This window comes from Micromonospora sp. NBRC 110038 (assembly GCF_020884815.1).
GTDB lineage: Bacteria > Actinomycetota > Actinomycetes > Mycobacteriales > Micromonosporaceae > Micromonospora > Micromonospora haikouensis.
Window position 1 is genome coordinate 846,662 of the sequence record NZ_BBOL01000003.1, and the last position, 17,741, is coordinate 864,402.

The 17,741-nt window shown below is 74.2% G+C and carries 11 protein-coding genes; 2 read left to right on the top strand and 9 right to left on the bottom strand.

The features are described from left to right. The 7 genes from obgE to LPU61_RS15570 form a co-directional block, all read right to left on the bottom strand. Positions 1–1,506, bottom strand: a complete 1,506-nt coding sequence (obgE, locus tag LPU61_RS15540; protein ID WP_229405263.1) for a GTPase ObgE — start codon at positions 1,504–1,506, stop codon at positions 1–3. Positions 1,507–1,599: 93 nt separating this feature from the next. Next, complete coding sequence (gene rpmA, locus LPU61_RS15545) at positions 1,600–1,854, bottom strand: 50S ribosomal protein L27 (RefSeq protein WP_043966727.1); 255 nt, start codon at positions 1,852–1,854, stop codon at positions 1,600–1,602. An 11-nt stretch (positions 1,855–1,865) separates the two neighbouring features. Then, positions 1,866–2,180 (bottom strand): 50S ribosomal protein L21, encoded by a 315-nt coding sequence (gene rplU / locus LPU61_RS15550; protein WP_007072512.1) that lies wholly within the window; start codon positions 2,178–2,180, stop codon positions 1,866–1,868. A gap of 189 nt (positions 2,181–2,369) precedes the next feature. Next, a complete protein-coding gene (locus LPU61_RS15555; RefSeq protein ID WP_229405264.1) occupies positions 2,370–2,900 on the bottom strand; it encodes a hypothetical protein in 531 nt (176 codons plus the stop codon). A gap of 118 nt (positions 2,901–3,018) precedes the next feature. Beyond that, the gene (locus LPU61_RS15560; protein ID WP_229405265.1) at positions 3,019–6,336 is read right to left on the bottom strand and encodes an Rne/Rng family ribonuclease; all 3,318 of its coding nucleotides are present in this window, start codon (positions 6,334–6,336) and stop codon (positions 3,019–3,021) included. Positions 6,337–6,474: 138 nt separating this feature from the next. Next, complete coding sequence (locus LPU61_RS15565) at positions 6,475–7,188, bottom strand: TIGR03936 family radical SAM-associated protein (protein WP_305071945.1); 714 nt, start codon at positions 7,186–7,188, stop codon at positions 6,475–6,477. Positions 7,189–7,287: 99 nt separating this feature from the next. Further along, positions 7,288–9,279, bottom strand: a complete 1,992-nt coding sequence (locus LPU61_RS15570; RefSeq protein ID WP_043969217.1) for a TIGR03960 family B12-binding radical SAM protein — start codon at positions 9,277–9,279, stop codon at positions 7,288–7,290. Positions 9,280–9,518: 239 nt separating this feature from the next. Between LPU61_RS15570 and LPU61_RS15575 the strand changes: the two genes are divergently transcribed. Continuing rightward, the gene (locus LPU61_RS15575; RefSeq protein ID WP_229405312.1) at positions 9,519–11,726 is read left to right on the top strand and encodes a hypothetical protein; all 2,208 of its coding nucleotides are present in this window, start codon (positions 9,519–9,521) and stop codon (positions 11,724–11,726) included. A 228-nt stretch (positions 11,727–11,954) separates the two neighbouring features. After that, on the top strand, positions 11,955–13,424 hold the full coding sequence (locus LPU61_RS15580) for a cryptochrome/photolyase family protein (protein WP_043966716.1): 1,470 nt from the start codon (positions 11,955–11,957) through the stop codon (positions 13,422–13,424). A gap of 93 nt (positions 13,425–13,517) precedes the next feature. On the opposite strand, the gene LPU61_RS15585 is transcribed toward LPU61_RS15580, so the two are convergent. After that, a complete protein-coding gene (locus tag LPU61_RS15585) occupies positions 13,518–14,219 on the bottom strand; it encodes a 1-acyl-sn-glycerol-3-phosphate acyltransferase (protein ID WP_043966714.1) in 702 nt (233 codons plus the stop codon). Positions 14,220–14,503: 284 nt separating this feature from the next. After that, positions 14,504–17,677, bottom strand: coding sequence for an isoleucine--tRNA ligase (gene ileS / locus LPU61_RS15590; protein WP_229405267.1), 3,174 nt, complete (start codon positions 17,675–17,677; stop codon positions 14,504–14,506). Between the last annotated feature and the right edge of the window lie 64 nt (positions 17,678–17,741).

The following is a 17,741-nucleotide window of genomic DNA, read 5'->3' on the forward strand; positions in this document are numbered from 1 at the left end:
CTACTTCTCGTCGCTCGCCCACTGCTCGTCGTCGAGGTCGTCGGCGAGGTCTTCGGCGGCGGTCGGCTCGTCGTCGGTGACGTCGGCCCCCAGCTCGTCGGCGGGCCGCACCCGGCGGGCCTTGCGCGCGGCGAGCCGCTCGGCGGCCGAGGGGCGGCTCGACTTCTCCTCCAGCCGCACGTCGGTGCCCCGGTTGCCGGGGACGAAGTCGACGCCCGCGTAGAGGGTGGGCTGCCAGTCGAACTCGCGCTCGCCGATCCGCACCAGGTCGCCCGGGTTCGCCCCGGCCTTGGCCAGCTTGTCCTCGACGCCGAGGCGGGCCAGCCGGTCGGCCAGGTAGCCGACGGCCTCGTCGTTGTCGAAGTTCGTCTGCCGCACCCAGCGCTCCGGCCGGTCGCCCCGGACGGTGAACGAGCCGTCCGGCTCGGCGGTGATGGTGAAGCCGGTGTCGTCGACCGCCCTCGGACGGATGACGATCCGGGTCGGCTCGGCCGGCGGGGCGGCGGCGCGGGCCTTCTCGACCAGCTCCGCCATGGCGAACATCAGCTCCTTGAGGCCCTCGCGGGTCGCCGCGGAGACCTCGAACACCCGCAGGCCACGGGCCTCCAGGTCGGCGCGGACGATCTCGGCGAGGTCCCGGCCGTCCGGCACGTCGATCTTGTTGAGGGCGACGAGGCGGGGCCGGTCGGCCAGCCCGCCGTACTGGCTCAGCTCCGACTCGATGGCGTCGATGTCGGCCAGCGGGTCCCGGCCCGGCTCCAGCGTCGCCGTGTCGATCACGTGCACCAGCACCGCGCAGCGCTCGACGTGCCGGAGGAACTCCAGCCCGAGCCCCTTGCCGGTGGCCGCGCCGGGAATGAGCCCGGGCACGTCGGCGACGGTGAAGGTGTGGTTGTCGACCCGGACCACGCCCAGGTTCGGCACGAGGGTGGTGAAGGGGTAGTCGGCGATCTTCGGCTTGGCGGCGGAGATGACCGAGATCAGCGACGACTTGCCGGCCGACGGGAAGCCGACCAGGCCCACGTCGGCGACGCTCTTGAGCTCCAGCACCACGTCGAGCTGCTCGCCGGGCTCACCCAGCTCGGCGAAGCCGGGCGCCTTGCGCCGGGCGTTGGCCAGCGAGGCGTTGCCCCGGCCGCCCCGGCCGCCCCGGGCCACCTCGAACGTGGTGCCGGCGCCGACCATGTCGGCCAGCACCTCGCCGCCGGGGGTCTGCACGACGGTGCCGTTGGGCACCTTCAGCACCAGGCCGCGCCCGTTCGCGCCGTCCCGGTTCGAGCCCGCGCCGCCCTTGCCGTTCTCGCCCTTGACGTGCGGGTGGAAGTGGAAGTCGAGCAGGGTGTGCACCTGCGGGTCGACGACCAGCGTCACGCTGCCGCCGTGCCCGCCGTTGCCGCCGTCCGGGCCGCCGAACGGCTTGAACTTCTCCCGGTGGATCGAGACACAGCCGTGCCCGCCGTCGCCGGCCTGCAGGTGCAGGACGACCCGGTCCACGAACATCGTCACGTCGTCAATCCTTCCAGCGGGAGACGCCCCGCACGTACGAGAAAAGCGAAGCGGGCCGGGACCAACCGGTCCGCGGCCCGCGACGCGTCGAAACTACTGCTGCGGCACGATGCTGACGGTCTTGCGACCGCGCTTGGTGCCGAACAGGACCGAGCCGGCAGCCAGCGCGAAAAGCGTGTCGTCGCCGCCACGGCCGACCAGGTCACCGGGGTGGAACTTGGTGCCACGCTGCCGGATGAGGATCTCACCCGCGCTGACCACCTGACCACCGAAGCGCTTCACGCCGAGCCGCTGGGCCGCGGAGTCACGGCCGTTACGCGAGCTGGACGCACCCTTTTTGTGAGCCATCTGAGGACGACCTACTTCCCGCTGGAGATGCCGGTCACCTTGACCTGGGTCAGCGGCTGGCGGTGACCCTGGCGCTTGTGGTAGCCGGTCTTGTTCTTGAACTTGTGGATCTTGATCTTCGGGCCCTTGGTGTGCGCGGCGATCTCGCCGGACACCGCGACCTCGGCAAGCTTCGCCGCGTCGGTCACCAGGTCGTCACCGTCGACGAGGAGCACCGCGGTGAGCTTCACCGCGTCGCCGGGGGCACCGGCGAGCTTCTCGACCTCGATCACGTCGCCCTCGGCGACCTTGTACTGCTTGCCGCCGGTCTTGACGATCGCGTACATCGGAGGCGGACTCCCTGTCGTTGAGGCTGCTGGCGGTCGTTCCCTCGGCGGCTCGCCGGGTAGCAGAAGCGCGGCGGCGCGGGCACGCGGGAACACGGCACACCAAAGTGCGCCGCAAGATAGCGTACGCCATCGGCGGGGCGACACCCAAACCGGGGTGCGCCGTCCCGCCTGCCGGCGGGGAGCCGGTCAGCGGGCGCAGAGCTGGTCGAGGCGCTGCTGGAGCTCGTCCAGCTCCTCCTCGTCGATCGCGTCCACGTCGGTGCCGAGCATCCCCACCTCGGTGGCGAGGTCGGCCAGGAGCGTCCGCAGCTGCGGGTCGGTCGCCCGGGTCGACTGCTCCCGCAGCGCCGTGCGCCAGCCGGTCAACGCCGCCTCCGCCCGCTTGCGGGCAGCCTCCGCCGTGGCGCTGTCGCTCGCGCCGACCGCACCGATCATCCGGCCCAGCTCCGCCACGTACGTGCGGACCGCCGCGCCGCTGGCCTGCTGGGCGGCGGCGCAGACCTCCGGGGCGTTCCCCCCGGCCGCGCCGCTCGCGGCGGGCGGCCCGCCCGACGCGCCGGGTGCCGCGCCCCCGCCGCCCGGGGTGGCCCCGCCGGCCGCCGCCGGGGAGGAGCCGCCCGGCCCGTCGGCGGGGTCGGAGCCGGAGCGCTCGGCGGAGCAGGCCGCCGTGGCGGACAGGACGACCGCGGCGACGGTGAGGGCGAGCAGACGACGCATTCTTCTTCTCCTGACCGGGGGTGGCCGATCCTAACCGGGGTCCGGCACGCGACAGGACCCCCGCCCCGGTGCTGTCACCCGGGCAGGGGCCCTGCGAAACGCGCGGCCGGTCAGCCGGTCACGGGCGGGTACGCCGCCGGGTGCCGCCCCGGCGGGAGCGCCGCCGGCTGCCACCGGTGTCGCCGCCGTCGCCGTCGCCCTCGTCGTCGCCGAGCGCGTCCGGGTCGTCGGCACCCGCCAGCCGGGCGGACTCGCCCTGCTGGCTGTCCGCCACGGCCGGCGCGGCGGCGGTGTCCGCCTCGTACCGGGACAGGTCGTAGCCCATCGTGTCGTGGTAGTCGGCCTCGGTGTCGGCGTCGGCCGGCGCCTCGACCACCTCGACCACCGTGCGCTCCGGGGCCGCGCTCTTGCGCGCCCGACGCCGCGACGCCGCCCCCCCGACCGACTCGGCCGGGGCCGGTGCGGCGGCGGGGGCCGCCGAGGCGACCGCCTTGACCTTCTCCCCCGCGCCGCCGCCCGAACGGGGCTTCTCCGGCACCGGCTCGGTGTGGATGATCAGGCCCCGCCCCTTGCAGCACTCGCAGGGCTCGCTGAACGCCTCCAGCAGCCCCGCGCCGATCCGCTTGCGGGTCATCTGCACCAGGCCGAGCGAGGTGATCTCGGTGACCTGGTGCTTCGTGCGGTCCCGGCCGAGGCACTCCGTGAGCCGGCGCAGCACCAGCTCACGGTTCGACTCCAGCACCATGTCGATGAAGTCGATCACGACGATGCCGCCGATGTCGCGCAACCGGAGCTGGCGGACGATCTCCTCGGCCGCCTCCAGGTTGTTCCGGGTGACCGTCTCCTCCAGGTTGCCGCCGGAGCCGGTGTACTTGCCGGTGTTGACGTCGATGACGGTCATCGCCTCGGTGCGGTCGATCACCAGCGAGCCGCCGGAGGGCAGGAAGACCTTCCGGTCCAGGCCCTTGAGGATCTGCTCGTCGATCCGGTACGTGGCGAACACGTCGGTCGTGCCGGCGTGCCGGCGCACCCGGTCGACCAGGTCCGGCGAGACGTGCGACAGGTACGACTCGACCATCCCGTACGACTCGTCGCCCTCGATCACCAGCTCGCGGAAGTCCTCGTTGAACAGGTCCCGCACGACCCGGATGACCAGGTCCGGCTCCTCGTAGAGCAGCACCGGGGCGCCGCCGGAGGCGGCCTTGGCCTGGATGTCCTCCCACTGGGCCTGCAGGCGCTTGACGTCGCGGGCCAGCTCGTCCTCGCTCGCCCCCTCGGCGGCGGTCCGGACGATCACGCCCGCGCCGTCCGGGACCAGCTTCTTGAGCGCGTCGCGCAGCCGCTTACGCTCGGTGTCCGGCAGCTTGCGGCTGATGCCCGAGGCGTTGCCGTTCGGCACGTAGACCAGGTGCCGGCCGGAGAGCGCGATGTGGCTGGTCAGCCGGGCGCCCTTGTGCCCGATCGGGTCCTTGGTGACCTGCACCAGCACCGAGTCGCCGGAGCGCAGGGCCTGCTCGATCGACCGGGCCCGCCCCTCCAGGCCGGTGGTGTCCCAGTTGACCTCGCCCGCGTACAGGACGGCGTTGCGGCCGCGCCCGATGTCGACGAAGGCCGCCTCCATGCTCGGCAGGACGTTCTGCACCTTGCCGAGGTAGACGTTGCCGGCCATGGTGCCGGAGGAGTTGCGGGTGACGTAGTGCTCGACCAGCACGCCGTCCTCCAGGACGGCGATCTGGGTGCGGTCACCGCGCTGGCGGACGGCCATCACCCGGTCGACCGCCTCCCGGCGGGCCAGGAACTCGGACTCGCTCAGGATCGGCGGGCGGGTCCGGCGCTGCTCCCGGCCGTCCCGGCGGCGCTGCCGCTTGGCCTCCAGCCGGGTCGAGCCGGAGACGCCCTGCACCTCGTCGACGGCCTTGCGCGGCTCCCGGATCTTGACGACCGTCGGCACGCCGTCGTCGGCGCCCCCGTCGGTGTCCCCGGCGCCCCGGCGGCGGCGACGCCGCCGACGACGGGTCAGCCCGTCCCCGCCCTCGTCGGTCTCGCCCTCGCCCTCGTCCTCGTCGCCCTCGGCCTCGGGCTCCTCGGCCTGGGCGGCCTCCTCGGCCTCGTCGTCGTCGGCCTCGTCCGCGCCGCCCTTGCCCCGGCCCCGGCCCCGGCGTCCCCGGCGGCGACGCCGACGGGCGGCGCTCTCCTCGTCTTCCTCGTCCTCGGCGGCCTCGGGCTCCTCCGCCTCGGCGGCCGGCTCCTCCTCGACCTCCGGTGCCTCGGCCTGCTCGACCGGCTCGACCTCGCGCCGGGCGCGGCGACGCCGGCGGGCCGGCTCGGGCTGCTCCTCGACCGGCTCCGGCTCGACGGGGGTCGACACCACGACGCGGGCGACCGGCGGCTCGTCCGGCTGCGGGGCCATGAAGAGGACGGTCGGCGCGGAGAGGACGGCCCGCCGCCGGCGGGTCCTCGGCTCGGCGGCCTCGACCGGCTCGCTGGGCGTGGCGGGCTCGGCGGCCTCGACGGGCTGGCTGGCCTGCGCGGGCTCGGCGGCCTGGGCGGGCTCGGCCAGCTCGATGATCTCGGCAGCCTCGGCGGTGCCGGCCGGCAGTTCGACGGCACCGGAGACGGCCACCCCGGGCGGCACCTCCCCGGAACGGTTCTCGGCGCCGCTGGACCGGCGGCGGCCACGCCCGGCGGCGGCCCGGCCGGAAGCGGCCGGCTGGCTGGCCTCGGTCGCGCCGGCTGCCGGCTGGTCCACGGCACCGCCGGCAGCGGCAGCATCCGGCTGGGCTGCGGCAGCGGACGGCGGCTGGGCTGCCGGCGGCTCGACCACGGCCGGCGTCGGCGCGGCCTCCGTCGGCTGCTCGCCCGGCGCGGCGGCCTCGGCCGGCTCGGCGGCCGGGGCCTCCGCCGGGGGCGCGGCGGCCTTGCGGCGGCGGGTCCGGGTGACCTTGACCGGGGGTACGACCTCCGCGCCGGCCTCCTCCGCGGCGGCGGCGACGATCGGCTCCGCCGTCGCCTTCGCGGTGGTGGCCTTCCGGCGTCGCCGCGGCGTCTTCGGCGCCTCCTCCAGCTCACCGGCGACCGGGGCGAGGACCTCGGCCTGGGGGGCCTCCCCGCTGGCCGAGCCGGCGGAGGTGGACGCCTCCACCGGAGCCTCGGTCTGCTCCGGCTGGTTCAGCGGGGTGGCCCGCCGACGGGTGGCCCGCTTGCGGGGCGGCGGGGCCGGCGCCTCGGCGGCGGCATCCCCGGCGGCCTCGCCCTGCGCGGCGGTGGGCCCGCCGGCCGGGGCCGCCCCCTCTGCGGTGGGGCCGCCCGCGGTGAGATCCGCCGTGCCGGTGACGGTGTCACCGCCGGCGCGGCCGGTGTCGGTGGTGCGGTCAGCGGTGTCGCCGGCCGGCTGGGAACCGGTCCGTTCGCCGCCCTCGGGCTCGTTCTCGAGCATGGACGTTCTCCAGTTCTGGCTGCCCCGGGCGCGGGTGAGCGCTGCCACGCAGGGTCGCCGCAAAAGTGTTTCCGCCGGGCGCGCGAGCTGCGCGACCGCCGAAGTCTGCCTGCCAGAACGCTGACCGTCGGTCAACGCTCACACGATGGCTGCCCCGTCGCGATCCGCGTCCAACGGATCGACGATCTCGCCCTGTGCGGTCAACGTGCCCTGCGCCAGCCGGATCACCCTCGGGGAGACCGGCGGCTCCAGGTCGGCCACCGCGCGCAGGCCGGAAAGGACGTCATCGGGTCGCACGGACGGGGTGACCTGCCGGACGACCAGTTCGAGTATCGCACACGACACGCCCGGTGCCCCGGAAGGCGTCTCGACGGACCGGATCACATCGATCTTCATGACTGCCGCGCGGGCGTCGAAGGTGCGCCGCCCCTGCTTCGTCATCCGCTCGACCTGAACCTCCCCCGCCGCCGTGAAAGCGGCCACGGCGCGCTCCAGCACGGCCGGCTCCACCTCCGGCAGCTCGATCCGCCAGTACGACGCCTCGATCCGGTCGGCCAGGCTGCCCCCGGCGGCGACGACCGCGTCGAGGACGTCGAGCCCGGGCGAGAGCGCGGCGTCCAGCGCCGCCCGGAGCTGCCCCGGGTCGACCGGCTCCCGCAGCCCGATCTCCAGGTACTCCGCCTCGCTGGCCACCCCGGTCGGGGCCGCGCTGGCGTACGAGATCTTGGGGTGCGGGGTGAAGCCCTGGGAGAAGGCGATCGGCACCCCGGCCCGCCGCAGCGCCCGCTCGAACGCGCGGGCGAAGTCGCGGTGCGAGGTGAACCGCAACGGCCCACGCTTGGCGTACCGGATGCGGACGCGCTGGACGACCGGCGCCTGCCCGCCCTCCGGCTGTGGTTTCCTACTGATCGTCGTGCTCCTCGGATCGGTTGATCATCCCGCGCGGGGGGATCACTGCGGGGTGGGGGCGGGAATCCGCAGCCCGGCACCGTTGACCGGGGTCAGTGGGAGCAGCTTCCTGCCCGTGGGGCCGATCTGGATCTCGGTGTCCATCGACGGGCAGACGCCGCAGTCGAAGCACGGGGTCCATCGGCAGTCGTCCTGCTCGTACTCGGACAGGGCGTCCTGCCAGTCCTGCCAGAGCCAGTCCTTGTCCAAGCCCGAGTCCAGGTGGTCCCAGGGCAGGACCTCCAGCTCGTCGCGCTGGCGGGTGGTGTACCAGTCGAGGTCCACGCCGAAGGCCGGCAGCACCTCGGCCGCGGCGTCCACCCACCGCTGGTACGAGAAGTGCTCGCTCCAGCCGTCGAACCGGCCACCGTTCTCCCACACCCGCCGGATGACCGCGCCGACCCGGCGGTCGCCCCGGCTGAGCAGTCCCTCGATCAGCGACGGCTCGCCGTCGTGGTAGCGGAAGCCGATCGCCCGGCCGAGCGACCGGTCGGCGTTGATCGCCTGCTTGAGCAGCCGCAGCCGGTGGTCGATGACCTCCGGTCGCTCCATCGCCGCCCACTGGAACGGGGTGTGCGGCTTCGGCACGAACCCGCCGATCGAGACCGTGCAGCGGATGTCCTTGCTGCCGGTGGCGGCCCGGCCCGCCCGGATCACCTCGTGCGCCATGTCCGCGATCTCCAGGACGTCGGCGTCGGTCTCGGTGGGCAGGCCGCACATGAAGTAGAGCTTCACCTGCCGCCAGCCGTTGGTGTACGCGGTGACGACGGTGCGGATCAGGTCTTCCTTCGACACCATCTTGTTGATGACCTTGCGGATCCGCTCCGACCCGCCCTCGGGGGCGAAGGTCAGACCGGTGCGCCGGCCGTTGCGCGACAGCTCCTGCGCCAGGTCGATGTTGAACGCGTCCACCCGCGTCGACGGCAGCGACAGCGACACGTTGGTGCCGGCGTACTGCTCGGCCAGGCCCGAGCACATGTCGCCGATCTCCGAGTGGTCGGCCGACGACAGCGACAGCAGGCCCACCTCGTGGAAGCCGGAGAACTCCAGCCCCTGCTGCACCATCTGCCCCACCGTCGTGATGGACCGCTCCCGCACCGGCCGGGTGATCATGCCGGCCTGGCAGAACCGGCAGCCCCGGGTGCACCCCCGGAAGATCTCCACCGCGTACCGCTCGTGGACCGTCTCGGCCAACGGGACCAGGGGCTTCTTCGGGTACGGCCAGGCGTCCAGGTCCATCGTCGTGCGCTTGTGCACCCGGAACGGCACGTCCGCCCGGTTCGGCACCACCCGCTGGATCCGGCCGTCGGGCAGGTAGTCCACGTCGTAGAAGCGCGGCACGTAGACGCTCTCCGTGCGGGCCAGCCGCAGCAGCAGCTCGTCCCGGCCGCCCGGGGAGCCCTCGGCCTTCCACTCCCGGACGATCGCCGTGATCTCCAGGACCGCCTCCTCGCCGTCGCCGAGCACGGCGGCGTCGACGAAGTCGGCGATCGGCTCCGGGTTGAACGCGGCGTGCCCGCCGGCCACGATGACCGGGTCGGCGTCGGTGCGGTCGGCCGCCAGCAGCGGAATGCCCGCCAGGTCGATCGCGGTGAGCAGGTTGGTGTAGCCCAGCTCGGTGGAGAACGAGACGCCGAACACGTCGAAGTCGCGCACCGAGCGGTGGGCGTCGACGGTGAACTGCGGCACGCCGTGGGCGCGCATCAGCTTCTCCAGGTCGGGCCAGACCGCGTACGTCCGCTCGGCCAGCACGTCCGGCAGCTCGTTGAGCACCTCGTAGAGGATCTGCACGCCCTGGTTGGGCAGGCCCACCTCGTACGCGTCGGGATACATCAGCGCCCAGCGCACGGCCGCCGCGTCCCAGCCCTTGACCACCGCGCCCAGCTCGCCACCGACGTACTGGATGGGCTTGGTCACCTGGGGCAGCAGCGGCTCCAGACGGGGCCAGATCGACGGCTCCACGGCGGGACGCGGCGTGGTGGACGGAACGCTCATGATGCCCAAGGGTACGCGTCCGCCCGCCGGCCGCCGCGTCGCGCCCACCGCGCCCGCCCGGCCCCAGCCGGAAGAACGTCCGATCCCGAGGCCGGCCCGGTCACCGCTGCCGGATCTCCCGGGGCGCAGCGTGGGCAAGCGTGCCGCGAGCCTGGCTACGGTCGCCCCGGACGTGGGCGGATCGCCGCCGGTGGCACGCCGGTACTAACCTCGGACCGGCGCGAGAGGAGATTGCCGCGATGCCGCACCCGCAGCCGGGAGCAGATCGACCGGCCGACGGGGGCACCCCGGCCGTCGACCAGGACCAGGGCCCGGCGGTCGCCGGAGAGACGGCCCCCTCCCCCGTACCATCGCCCGTCGCACCGGCCCCGCACGGCCCCGCCGAGCCTGCAGACGCCGCACCGGCCGGCACCGGGCCTGTCGAGGCAGAGCCTGCCGAGCGGGCCGACGCCGAGCAGCCCAGGCCGGCCGACGCCGCGCCAGCCGACGCCGGGCCTGCCGGCGCTGAGCGGGCCGCCACCACGCCTGCCGGGCCGGCCGACGCCGCGCAGATCCCTACCGCCGAGCCGGCGACCAGGGAAACGGCGGCGACCAGGCCGACGGCGGCCGACGACACGACGGCCGGCGGAGGCACGTCGGCCGCCGACCGCGCGCCGGCCAGCGGAGACACGTCGGCCGGCGGAGCCGCGACGGCCGGCGACCGTTCGACGGGAGGCCACCCGGAGGCGACCGGCGTCACGGCTGACCAGGCCCCCGACGCGACCAGGACCACCGCGCTCCCCGACGGCGGGGCCGCCGACGCGACCGTCCCGGTCGCGGACGCCCTGCCGGAGTCCGCGTCGTCACCGGGGCCGGAGCCCACCCGGGTCGAGCCCACCCGGGCCGAGACTGCCCTGGGCAACGAGGCACCTCCCGCGCCGGTGGCCCCACCCCGACCGGTCGGCTCCGCTCCGCCGCCGCGGTCCGGCCTTCCGCCCCGGTCCGGCCTCGACCCCACCCGGGTCGAGCCCACGCCACGACAGCCCGCGCTCGGCCGGGCCGGTGTGGCCTCGCCGGCTTCCGTCCCGGACCGCGCCGAAGCCACCAGGCCGACCCCCACCCCGGACCCGACGAAGATCGACGCGCGCCCGGACGCCACGAGGCTGGACGCCGGCCCGGACGCGCCGAAACCCGCCGCGCGCCCGGACGCGACGAAGCTGGACCCGCGCCCGGACCGGACGACCGTCGACCCCGCCGCCGCCGAGCCGCCCGCGCCCCGCTGGAGCGGTTCCGCGTCGGTCCCGCCCCCGGCCCCGCGCAAGCGGAGCTGGGGCGAGTCCGCCGAGTTCAGTCCGCCTCCCCCTCCGCCCTCTCCCGCTCCGCCTCCTTCCTCGCCGCCCCCGACCCCGCCCGCACCGGTCGGGCACGGGCCGCTGCCGCCCCCGGAGAGCCAGGTTCCGGTGGACCCGTGGGCCGGCGTGGACACCGGCAGTTGGGACCTGCACGCCGCTGAACTGCCCCCGCTGCCGCCGACCACGCCGTACCCCGCGACGCCACCCACCCGGCAGTACCCGGGGCCGGCGGCCGGCTCGGCGCCCGTCGTCGGTCGCGGCACCCCGGCGGCGTCCCACCCGGTGACCCCGCCGCAGCCGGCCCGGCCCGTGTCGCCCGCGGCCCGACCCGTCAGCCCACCGCCGACCCCCCGGTCCGCCCCACCGCCCATGGCCCGGCCGCTGCCGCCGGCACCCGCCCGGCAGGTGTCGCCGCCCCGGCAGGTGTCGCCTCCGCCGGCCCGACAGGTGTCACCCCCGCCTGCGGCTCGCCCGGTGGCACCGCCCCCACCGCCTCCGCAACAACGCCGGCCCGCCCCTCCCCCGCCCGCGCCGAAGGCCCCCCGCCGACGCCGGCGGCGCTGGCCGTGGGTGCTGCTGCTGAGCATCGCCTGCTGCTGCGGCTGCCCGGCGTACTGGGTGAAGCCGATGTGGGAGCAGTATCCGGCGAAGGCGGCGCTGCCTGCGCAGATCGCCGACCTGTCGCTACGCGAGGACGCCCGCAGCAAGGCCACCGCGAACCAGCTCGAGGCCGAGACGCGCGAGGCGCACCTGCTGGCCGAGGACACCTTCGCCGGCGTGTACGCCTCGTCGGCCGGCAAGCCCGTCGTCGTGTTCGGCGGCACCGGCTTCCGGTTGACCCCCGAGAGCGACGCGGACGACGAACTGACCCGGCTCAAGCCGCGATACCAGCTCGGCGATCCGCAGGTGGTCGACACCGACGTCCGGGGGCGGTTCGCCCGCTGCGCCGTCGGCGCGCTCGACGCCACCGCCGTCGTGGTCTGCACCTCGGTCGACCACGGCAGCCTCACCACCGGGATCTTCACCCAGCTCTCCGTGGACGACAGCGCCCGGCTGCTCGACGAGATGCGCGAGCAGATCATCACCCCGGAACAGGTGGGCTCCAGCGCGACGTGACGCGCCCCGCCCGGCCGGCGCCCGGATTCCTGGACAGTTGTCGTCCGCTCCGTACGAGAACTGTCCAGGATCCTGCGCTGTCCGTCGCCCGGGCGACGGACGGCGGACGGCGACCGGCGGGAGGCGGACCAGCGGACGGCGGGCGGCGGGTCCGCGCCGGTGGTCTCGGGTGCTCGGATTTTCCGGCTTCCGGGCCGGACGGCGGCCGACCCGGGCCACAATCGGGGCATGCCGCGGCGTTGGCTCTTCGCCGATCAGCTGGGGCCGCACTTCCTCGACGACCGCCGCCAGCCGGTCCTGCTGATCGAGTCGAAGGCGGTCTTCCGCCGCCGCGTCTACCACCGGCAGAAGGCGCACCTGATCCTCTCCGCGCTGCGCCACCGCGCGGCCGAACTCGGCGCGCAGGCCACCTACCTGCGCACCGAGACGTACGCGGAGGGGCTACGCAAGGTCCGCGAGCCGGTCGAGGTGTGTCATCCCACCTCGCGCCGGGCCCTGGAGTTCGTCCGGCGGCGGGACGGGGTGACCGTGCTGCCGCCGCGCGGCTTCGTCACCAGCCTGGACGACTTCGCCGAGTGGGCCGACGGGCGGCGCGGCGCGCTGCGGATGGAGGCGTTCTACCGGTTCGCCCGCGAGCACCACCGGGTGCTGGTCGACGGCGACGAGCCGGTCGGCGGCCGGTGGAGCCTGGACGTCGAGAACCGGGAGCCGCCGCCGAAGGACGGCAAGCTCGCCGTCCCCGCCGCGCCGGTGCCGAAGGAGGACGACATCGACGCCGAGGTCCGCGCCGACCTCGACCGCTGGGAGCGGGAGGGCATCCGGTTCGTCGGCCGGGACGGGCCACGGCGCTTCCCGGCCACCACGAAGGAGGCCCAGGCCCGGCTGCGCCACTTCCTGCGGCACCGGCTGCCGGCCTTCGGCCCGTACGAGGACGCGATGCTCTCCACCGACCCGTGGCTGGCGCACAGCATGCTCTCCTCCTCGTTCAACCTCGGCCTGCTCGACCCCCTCGACGCGGTCCGGGGCGCGGAGAAGGCGTACCGGAGCCAGGGCGCGCCGCTGGCCAGCGTGGAGGGCTTCGTGCGGCAGGTCCTGGGCTGGCGGGACTTCGTCTGGCACCTGTACTGGCACTTCGACGCCGGCTGGCAGCGCAGCAACGCGCTCGCGGCCCGCCGCCCGGTGCCCGGCTGGTTTCAGGAGCTGGACGCCGACGCGGTGCAGGCGCACTGCCTGTCGGACGTGCTGGCCGGGGTGCGCGACCACGGCTGGGTGCACCACATCCCCCGGTTGATGGTGCTCGGCAACTACGCCCTGCAACGCGGCTGGCGCCCGGCCGAGCTGGTGGAGTGGTTCCACACCCGCTTCGTGGACGGCTACGAGTGGGTGATGACCGCCAACGTGGTCGGCATGAGCCAGTACGCCGACCTGGGCCGGATGACCACCAAGCCGTACGTCTCCGGCGGCGCGTACGTCAACCGGATGAGCGACTACTGCGGCGGCTGCCGGTACGACCCGCGGAAGCGTCTCGGCGCGGACGCGTGCCCGTACACGGCGGGGTACTGGGCATTCCTGGACCGCAACCGGGACCGGATCCCGGCGAACGCCCGGATGGCCCGCACGATGAAGCAGCTGGACCGCCTCGCGGACGTCGACCGGGTCGTGGCGCAGGAACGCCGCCGCGGCAACGACGCGCCGTGACAACCTACCCCGTGGACTCAATCCGCCCCGGAGAAACGACCCGCCCCTTGGGAACGGCCCGTAGGCACGGCGCGACCTGGGCGCTCGGGCGGGTCAGGCCCCGGCCGGGGGCTCGCCGGCGACCGGCGCGTTGGCGCGCGGCGGGGCGTAGCGCGGGACGTACTCCTGGCCGGTGAGCTTCTGGATCTCGCTCATCAGCTCGTCGGTCATCTCGCGCAGCGACGTCCGGTCGTCGGGGCGGCCGGTGAAGTCCAGTGGCTTGCCGAACCGGACGATGATCTTCGACTTGCCCGGCCGGGGCACCCGGGCGCCGATCGGCTGGGCCTTGTCGGTGCCGATCATGCCGACCGGGATGATCGGCACGCCGGCCGCTACGGCCAGCCGGGCGGCGCCGGTGCGCCCCCGGTAGAGCCGCCCGTCGGGCGAGCGGGTCCCCTCCGGGTAGACGGCGACCAGGTCGCCGCCCCGCAGGGCCGGGATCGCCGCGTCGAAGGCGGACAGCGCGGCCCGGCCGCCGGCCCGCTCGACGGGGATCGCCCCCAGGCCGGTGAGCACGAACTTGGAGAAGGCACCCTTCACGCCGGTGCCCTTGAAGTATTCCGACTTCGCCCAGAACGCCAGGTGCCGGGGCACGACCGTGCCGAGGAACAGCTCGTCGGCGACCGAGAGGTGGTTGCCGGCGAAGATCGCGCCCCCGGTCTCCGGGATGTGCTCGAGCCCCTCCACGGTCGGTCGGAACGCCAACCGGAGCGTGGGTGCCACGGTGAGCTTGCCGATGGTGTAGAGCAGCGGCACTGGTCCTCCGGGGTCGTGCTGGGACAGGCGGCCGTGCGGTGACGGCCGGTCGGGCCGGTAACCAGCGGTCGGGCCGATACCGGCGGTCGTACTGGCACGGGTGTTGTCACGTTAGCCGACGCTGTCGAGCCCGCCCGCACGGGTCGCCGCCGCGCCCGCTCCGTGGCCGCCGCGACCGGTCGGATGGCCGGCCCCGCCCCACGGCCGTCGCGCGACGCGGCCCGGGGCAGTTAGGAGGGGCCCCTCCTATACAGAAAGCGTTGACAGGGGCCCCTCCGCACATCTCAGGCGCGGCGCACCGCGGCCGTCACGCGGTCGCCGTCGCCGACCTCGCCGGCGAATCCGGCTCGGCCGGCCCGGTCGGCGAGGTCGGCGTCCTCCGCCACCACCTCGATCGAGTCGGCGAGCACCTCGCGGGCCACGAAGTCCCGGTACGCCGCCACCGCCGCCCGGACCTCCGCCGAGGCCGACAGCGTCAGCGCGATCCGGTCCGACACGTCCAGGTCGGCGTCGCGGCGGGCCTGCTGCACCACCCGCACCACGTCGCGGGCCAGCCCCTCGGCGGCCAACTCCGGGGTGACCTCCGTGTCGAGCACGACCACGCCCTCGCCGCCGGGCAGCGGCGCGGAGTGCTCGGCGTCGGCGGCGACCAGGCGCAGCTCGTACTCGCCCTCGGCGAGGGTGACCCCGGCGGCGACGGGGGCGCCGTCGACCAGCTCCCACTCGCCCGCCTTGACCGCCTTGATCACCTGCTGCACCTGCTTGCCGACGCGGGGCCCGAGCGCCCGGGGCACCACGGTCAGCACCTGCTGGCAGTAGCTGGTGACCTCCTCGGAGAACTCCACGACCTTCACGTTGACCTCGTCGGCGACCAGGTCGGCGAACGGCCGCAGCTGCGCCGCCACCGGCGAGGCCACGGTCAGCTTCGACAGCGGCAGCCGCACCCGCAGCCCCTTGGCCTTCCGCAACGACAGCGCCGCCGAGCAGACGTCCCGGACGGCGTCCATCGCCGCGACGAGGTCGTGGTCGGCGGGGAACTCCTCGGCCGCCGGCCAGTCGGTCAGGTGCACCGACCGCTCGCCGGTGAGGCCGCGCCAGATCTCCTCGGCGGTCAGCGGCGCCAGCGGCGCCACCACCCGGCACAGCGTCTCCAGCACCGTCCAGAGCGTGTCGAACGCGTCGGCGTCGCCGGACCAGAACCGGTCGCGGGACCGGCGGACGTACCAGTTGGTCAGCGCGTCGAGGAACGACCGGACCGTCGCGCAGGCCCCCGAGATGTCGTACGCGTCGAGCTGCGCCTGCGCCGTGGCGACCAGCTCGTTGGTCTTCGCCAGCACGTACCGGTCGAGCAGGTGGGTGGAGTCCACCCGCCGCCGCGCCGTGTACCCGTCGGCGTTGGCGTAGAGCGAGAAGAAGTACCACACGTTCCACAGCGGCAGCAGCACCTGCCGGACGGCGTCGCGGATCGACCCCTCGGTGACCGGCATGTCCCCGCCGCGCAGCACCGGCGACGACATCAGCATCCAGCGCATCGCGTCGGAGCCGTACGAGTCGAAGACGTGGTAGACGTCCGGGTAGTTGCGCAGGCTCTTGGACATCTTGCGCCCGTCGGAGCCGAGCAGGATGCCGTGGCTGAGGCAGTTGCGGAACGCCGGCCGGTCGAACAGCGCCGTGGCCAGCACGTGCATGGTGTAGAACCAGCCGCGGGTCTGCCCGATGTACTCGACGATGAAGTCGCCCGGGTAGTGGTGCTCGAACCAGTCGCGGTTCTCGAACGGGTAGTGCACCTGCGCGAACGGCATCGAGCCGGACTCGAACCAGCAGTCCAGCACCTCCGGCACCCGGCGCATCGTCGAGCGCCCGGTCGGGTCGTCCGGGTTGGGGCGCACCAGGTCGTCGACCGCCGGCCGGTGCAGGTCGGTCAGGCGTACGCCGAAGTCCCGCTCGATCTCGTCCAGCGACCCGTAGACGTCGAGGCGCGGGTAGTTCGGGTCGTCGGACTTCCACACCGGGATCGGCGAGCCCCAGAACCGGTTGCGGCTGATCGACCAGTCCCGGGCGTTGGCCAGCCACTTGCCGAACGAGCCGTCCTTGATGTGCCCCGGCGTCCAGTTGATCTGCTGGTTCAGCTCGACCATCCGGTCCTTGAACTGCGTCACCGCCACGAACCACGACGACACCGCCTTGTAGACCAGCGGGGTGTCGCAGCGCCAGCAGTGCGGGTAGGAGTGGGTGTAGGTGTCCTGCCGCAGCACCACCCCCCGCTCCTTCAGCTCCCGGATCACCGGCTTGTTGACGTCGAAGACCTGCTCGCCCTGGTACGGCGGCACGAGCGCGGTGAACCGGGTGTGGTCGTCGACGGTGACGACGGTCGGGATGCCGGCGGCGTTGCAGACGTTCTGGTCGTCCTCGCCGAAGGCGGGGGCGAGGTGGACGATCCCGGTGCCGTCCTCGGTGGTGACGAACTCCGCCCCGAGCACCTGGTACGCGTTCTCGCCGGCCCGGGAGACGAGGAAGTCGTACAGCGGGGTGTAGCGGCGCCCGACCAGGTCGCGGCCGTACACGGTGCCAACCTGCTCGTACCCCTCCAGCTCCTTCGCGTACGCGCCCAGCCGCGCCGCGCCCACGACGTAGCGGGAGCCGTCGCGCTCCAGCACCGCGTACTCGATGTCGGGGCCGACGGCGAGCGCCAGGTTCGACGGCAGCGTCCACGGCGTGGTGGTCCACACGCCCAGCCGGACCGGCCCGCGCAGCAGCTCGGGGGCGGCGTCGTCGGCGGTCAGCTCGAACCACACGGTCAGCGTGGGGTCGTGCCGGTCCTTGTAGACGTCGTCCATCCGGGTCTCGGTGTTCGACAGCGGGGTCTCGCACCGCCAGCAGTACGCGAGCACCCGGAAGCCCTCGTAGACCAGGCCCTTGTCGTGCAGGGTCTTGAAGGCCCACATGACGCTTTCCATGTAGTCCAGGTCGAGGGTCTTGTAGTCGTTGGCGAAGTCGACCCAGCGGGCCTGCCGGGTGACGTACCGCTCCCAGTCCTGGGTGAACTCCAGCACCGAGGTGCGGCACGCCTCGTTGAACCGGGCCACGCCGAGGTCGAGGATCTCCGCCTTGCTGGTGATGCCGAGCTGCTTCTCGGCGACGACCTCGGCGGGCAGGCCGTGGCAGTCCCAGCCGAAGCGCCGCTCGACGTGCCGGCCGCGCATGGTCTGGTAGCGGGGCACCGCGTCCTTGACGTACCCGGTGAAGAGGTGGCCGTAGTGCGGCAGGCCGTTGGCGAACGGCGGGCCGTCGTAGAAGACGTACTCGTTCTTGCCGTCGTCCCCGGCGGGGCGGGCCTCGACGGACGCCTCGAAGGTCTTGTCGGCCGCCCAGTGCTCCAGCACCCGGCGCTCGACCGCGGGCAGGTCGGGGCTCGCCGGGACGCCGGCGGCGGTCGGGTCGTGCAACGGATAGGCCATCGGGGGTCGCTCTCCTCGCGCAGCTCACTCACGTGTGGGTCTGCGAGGACGAGCCCTCCTCCGG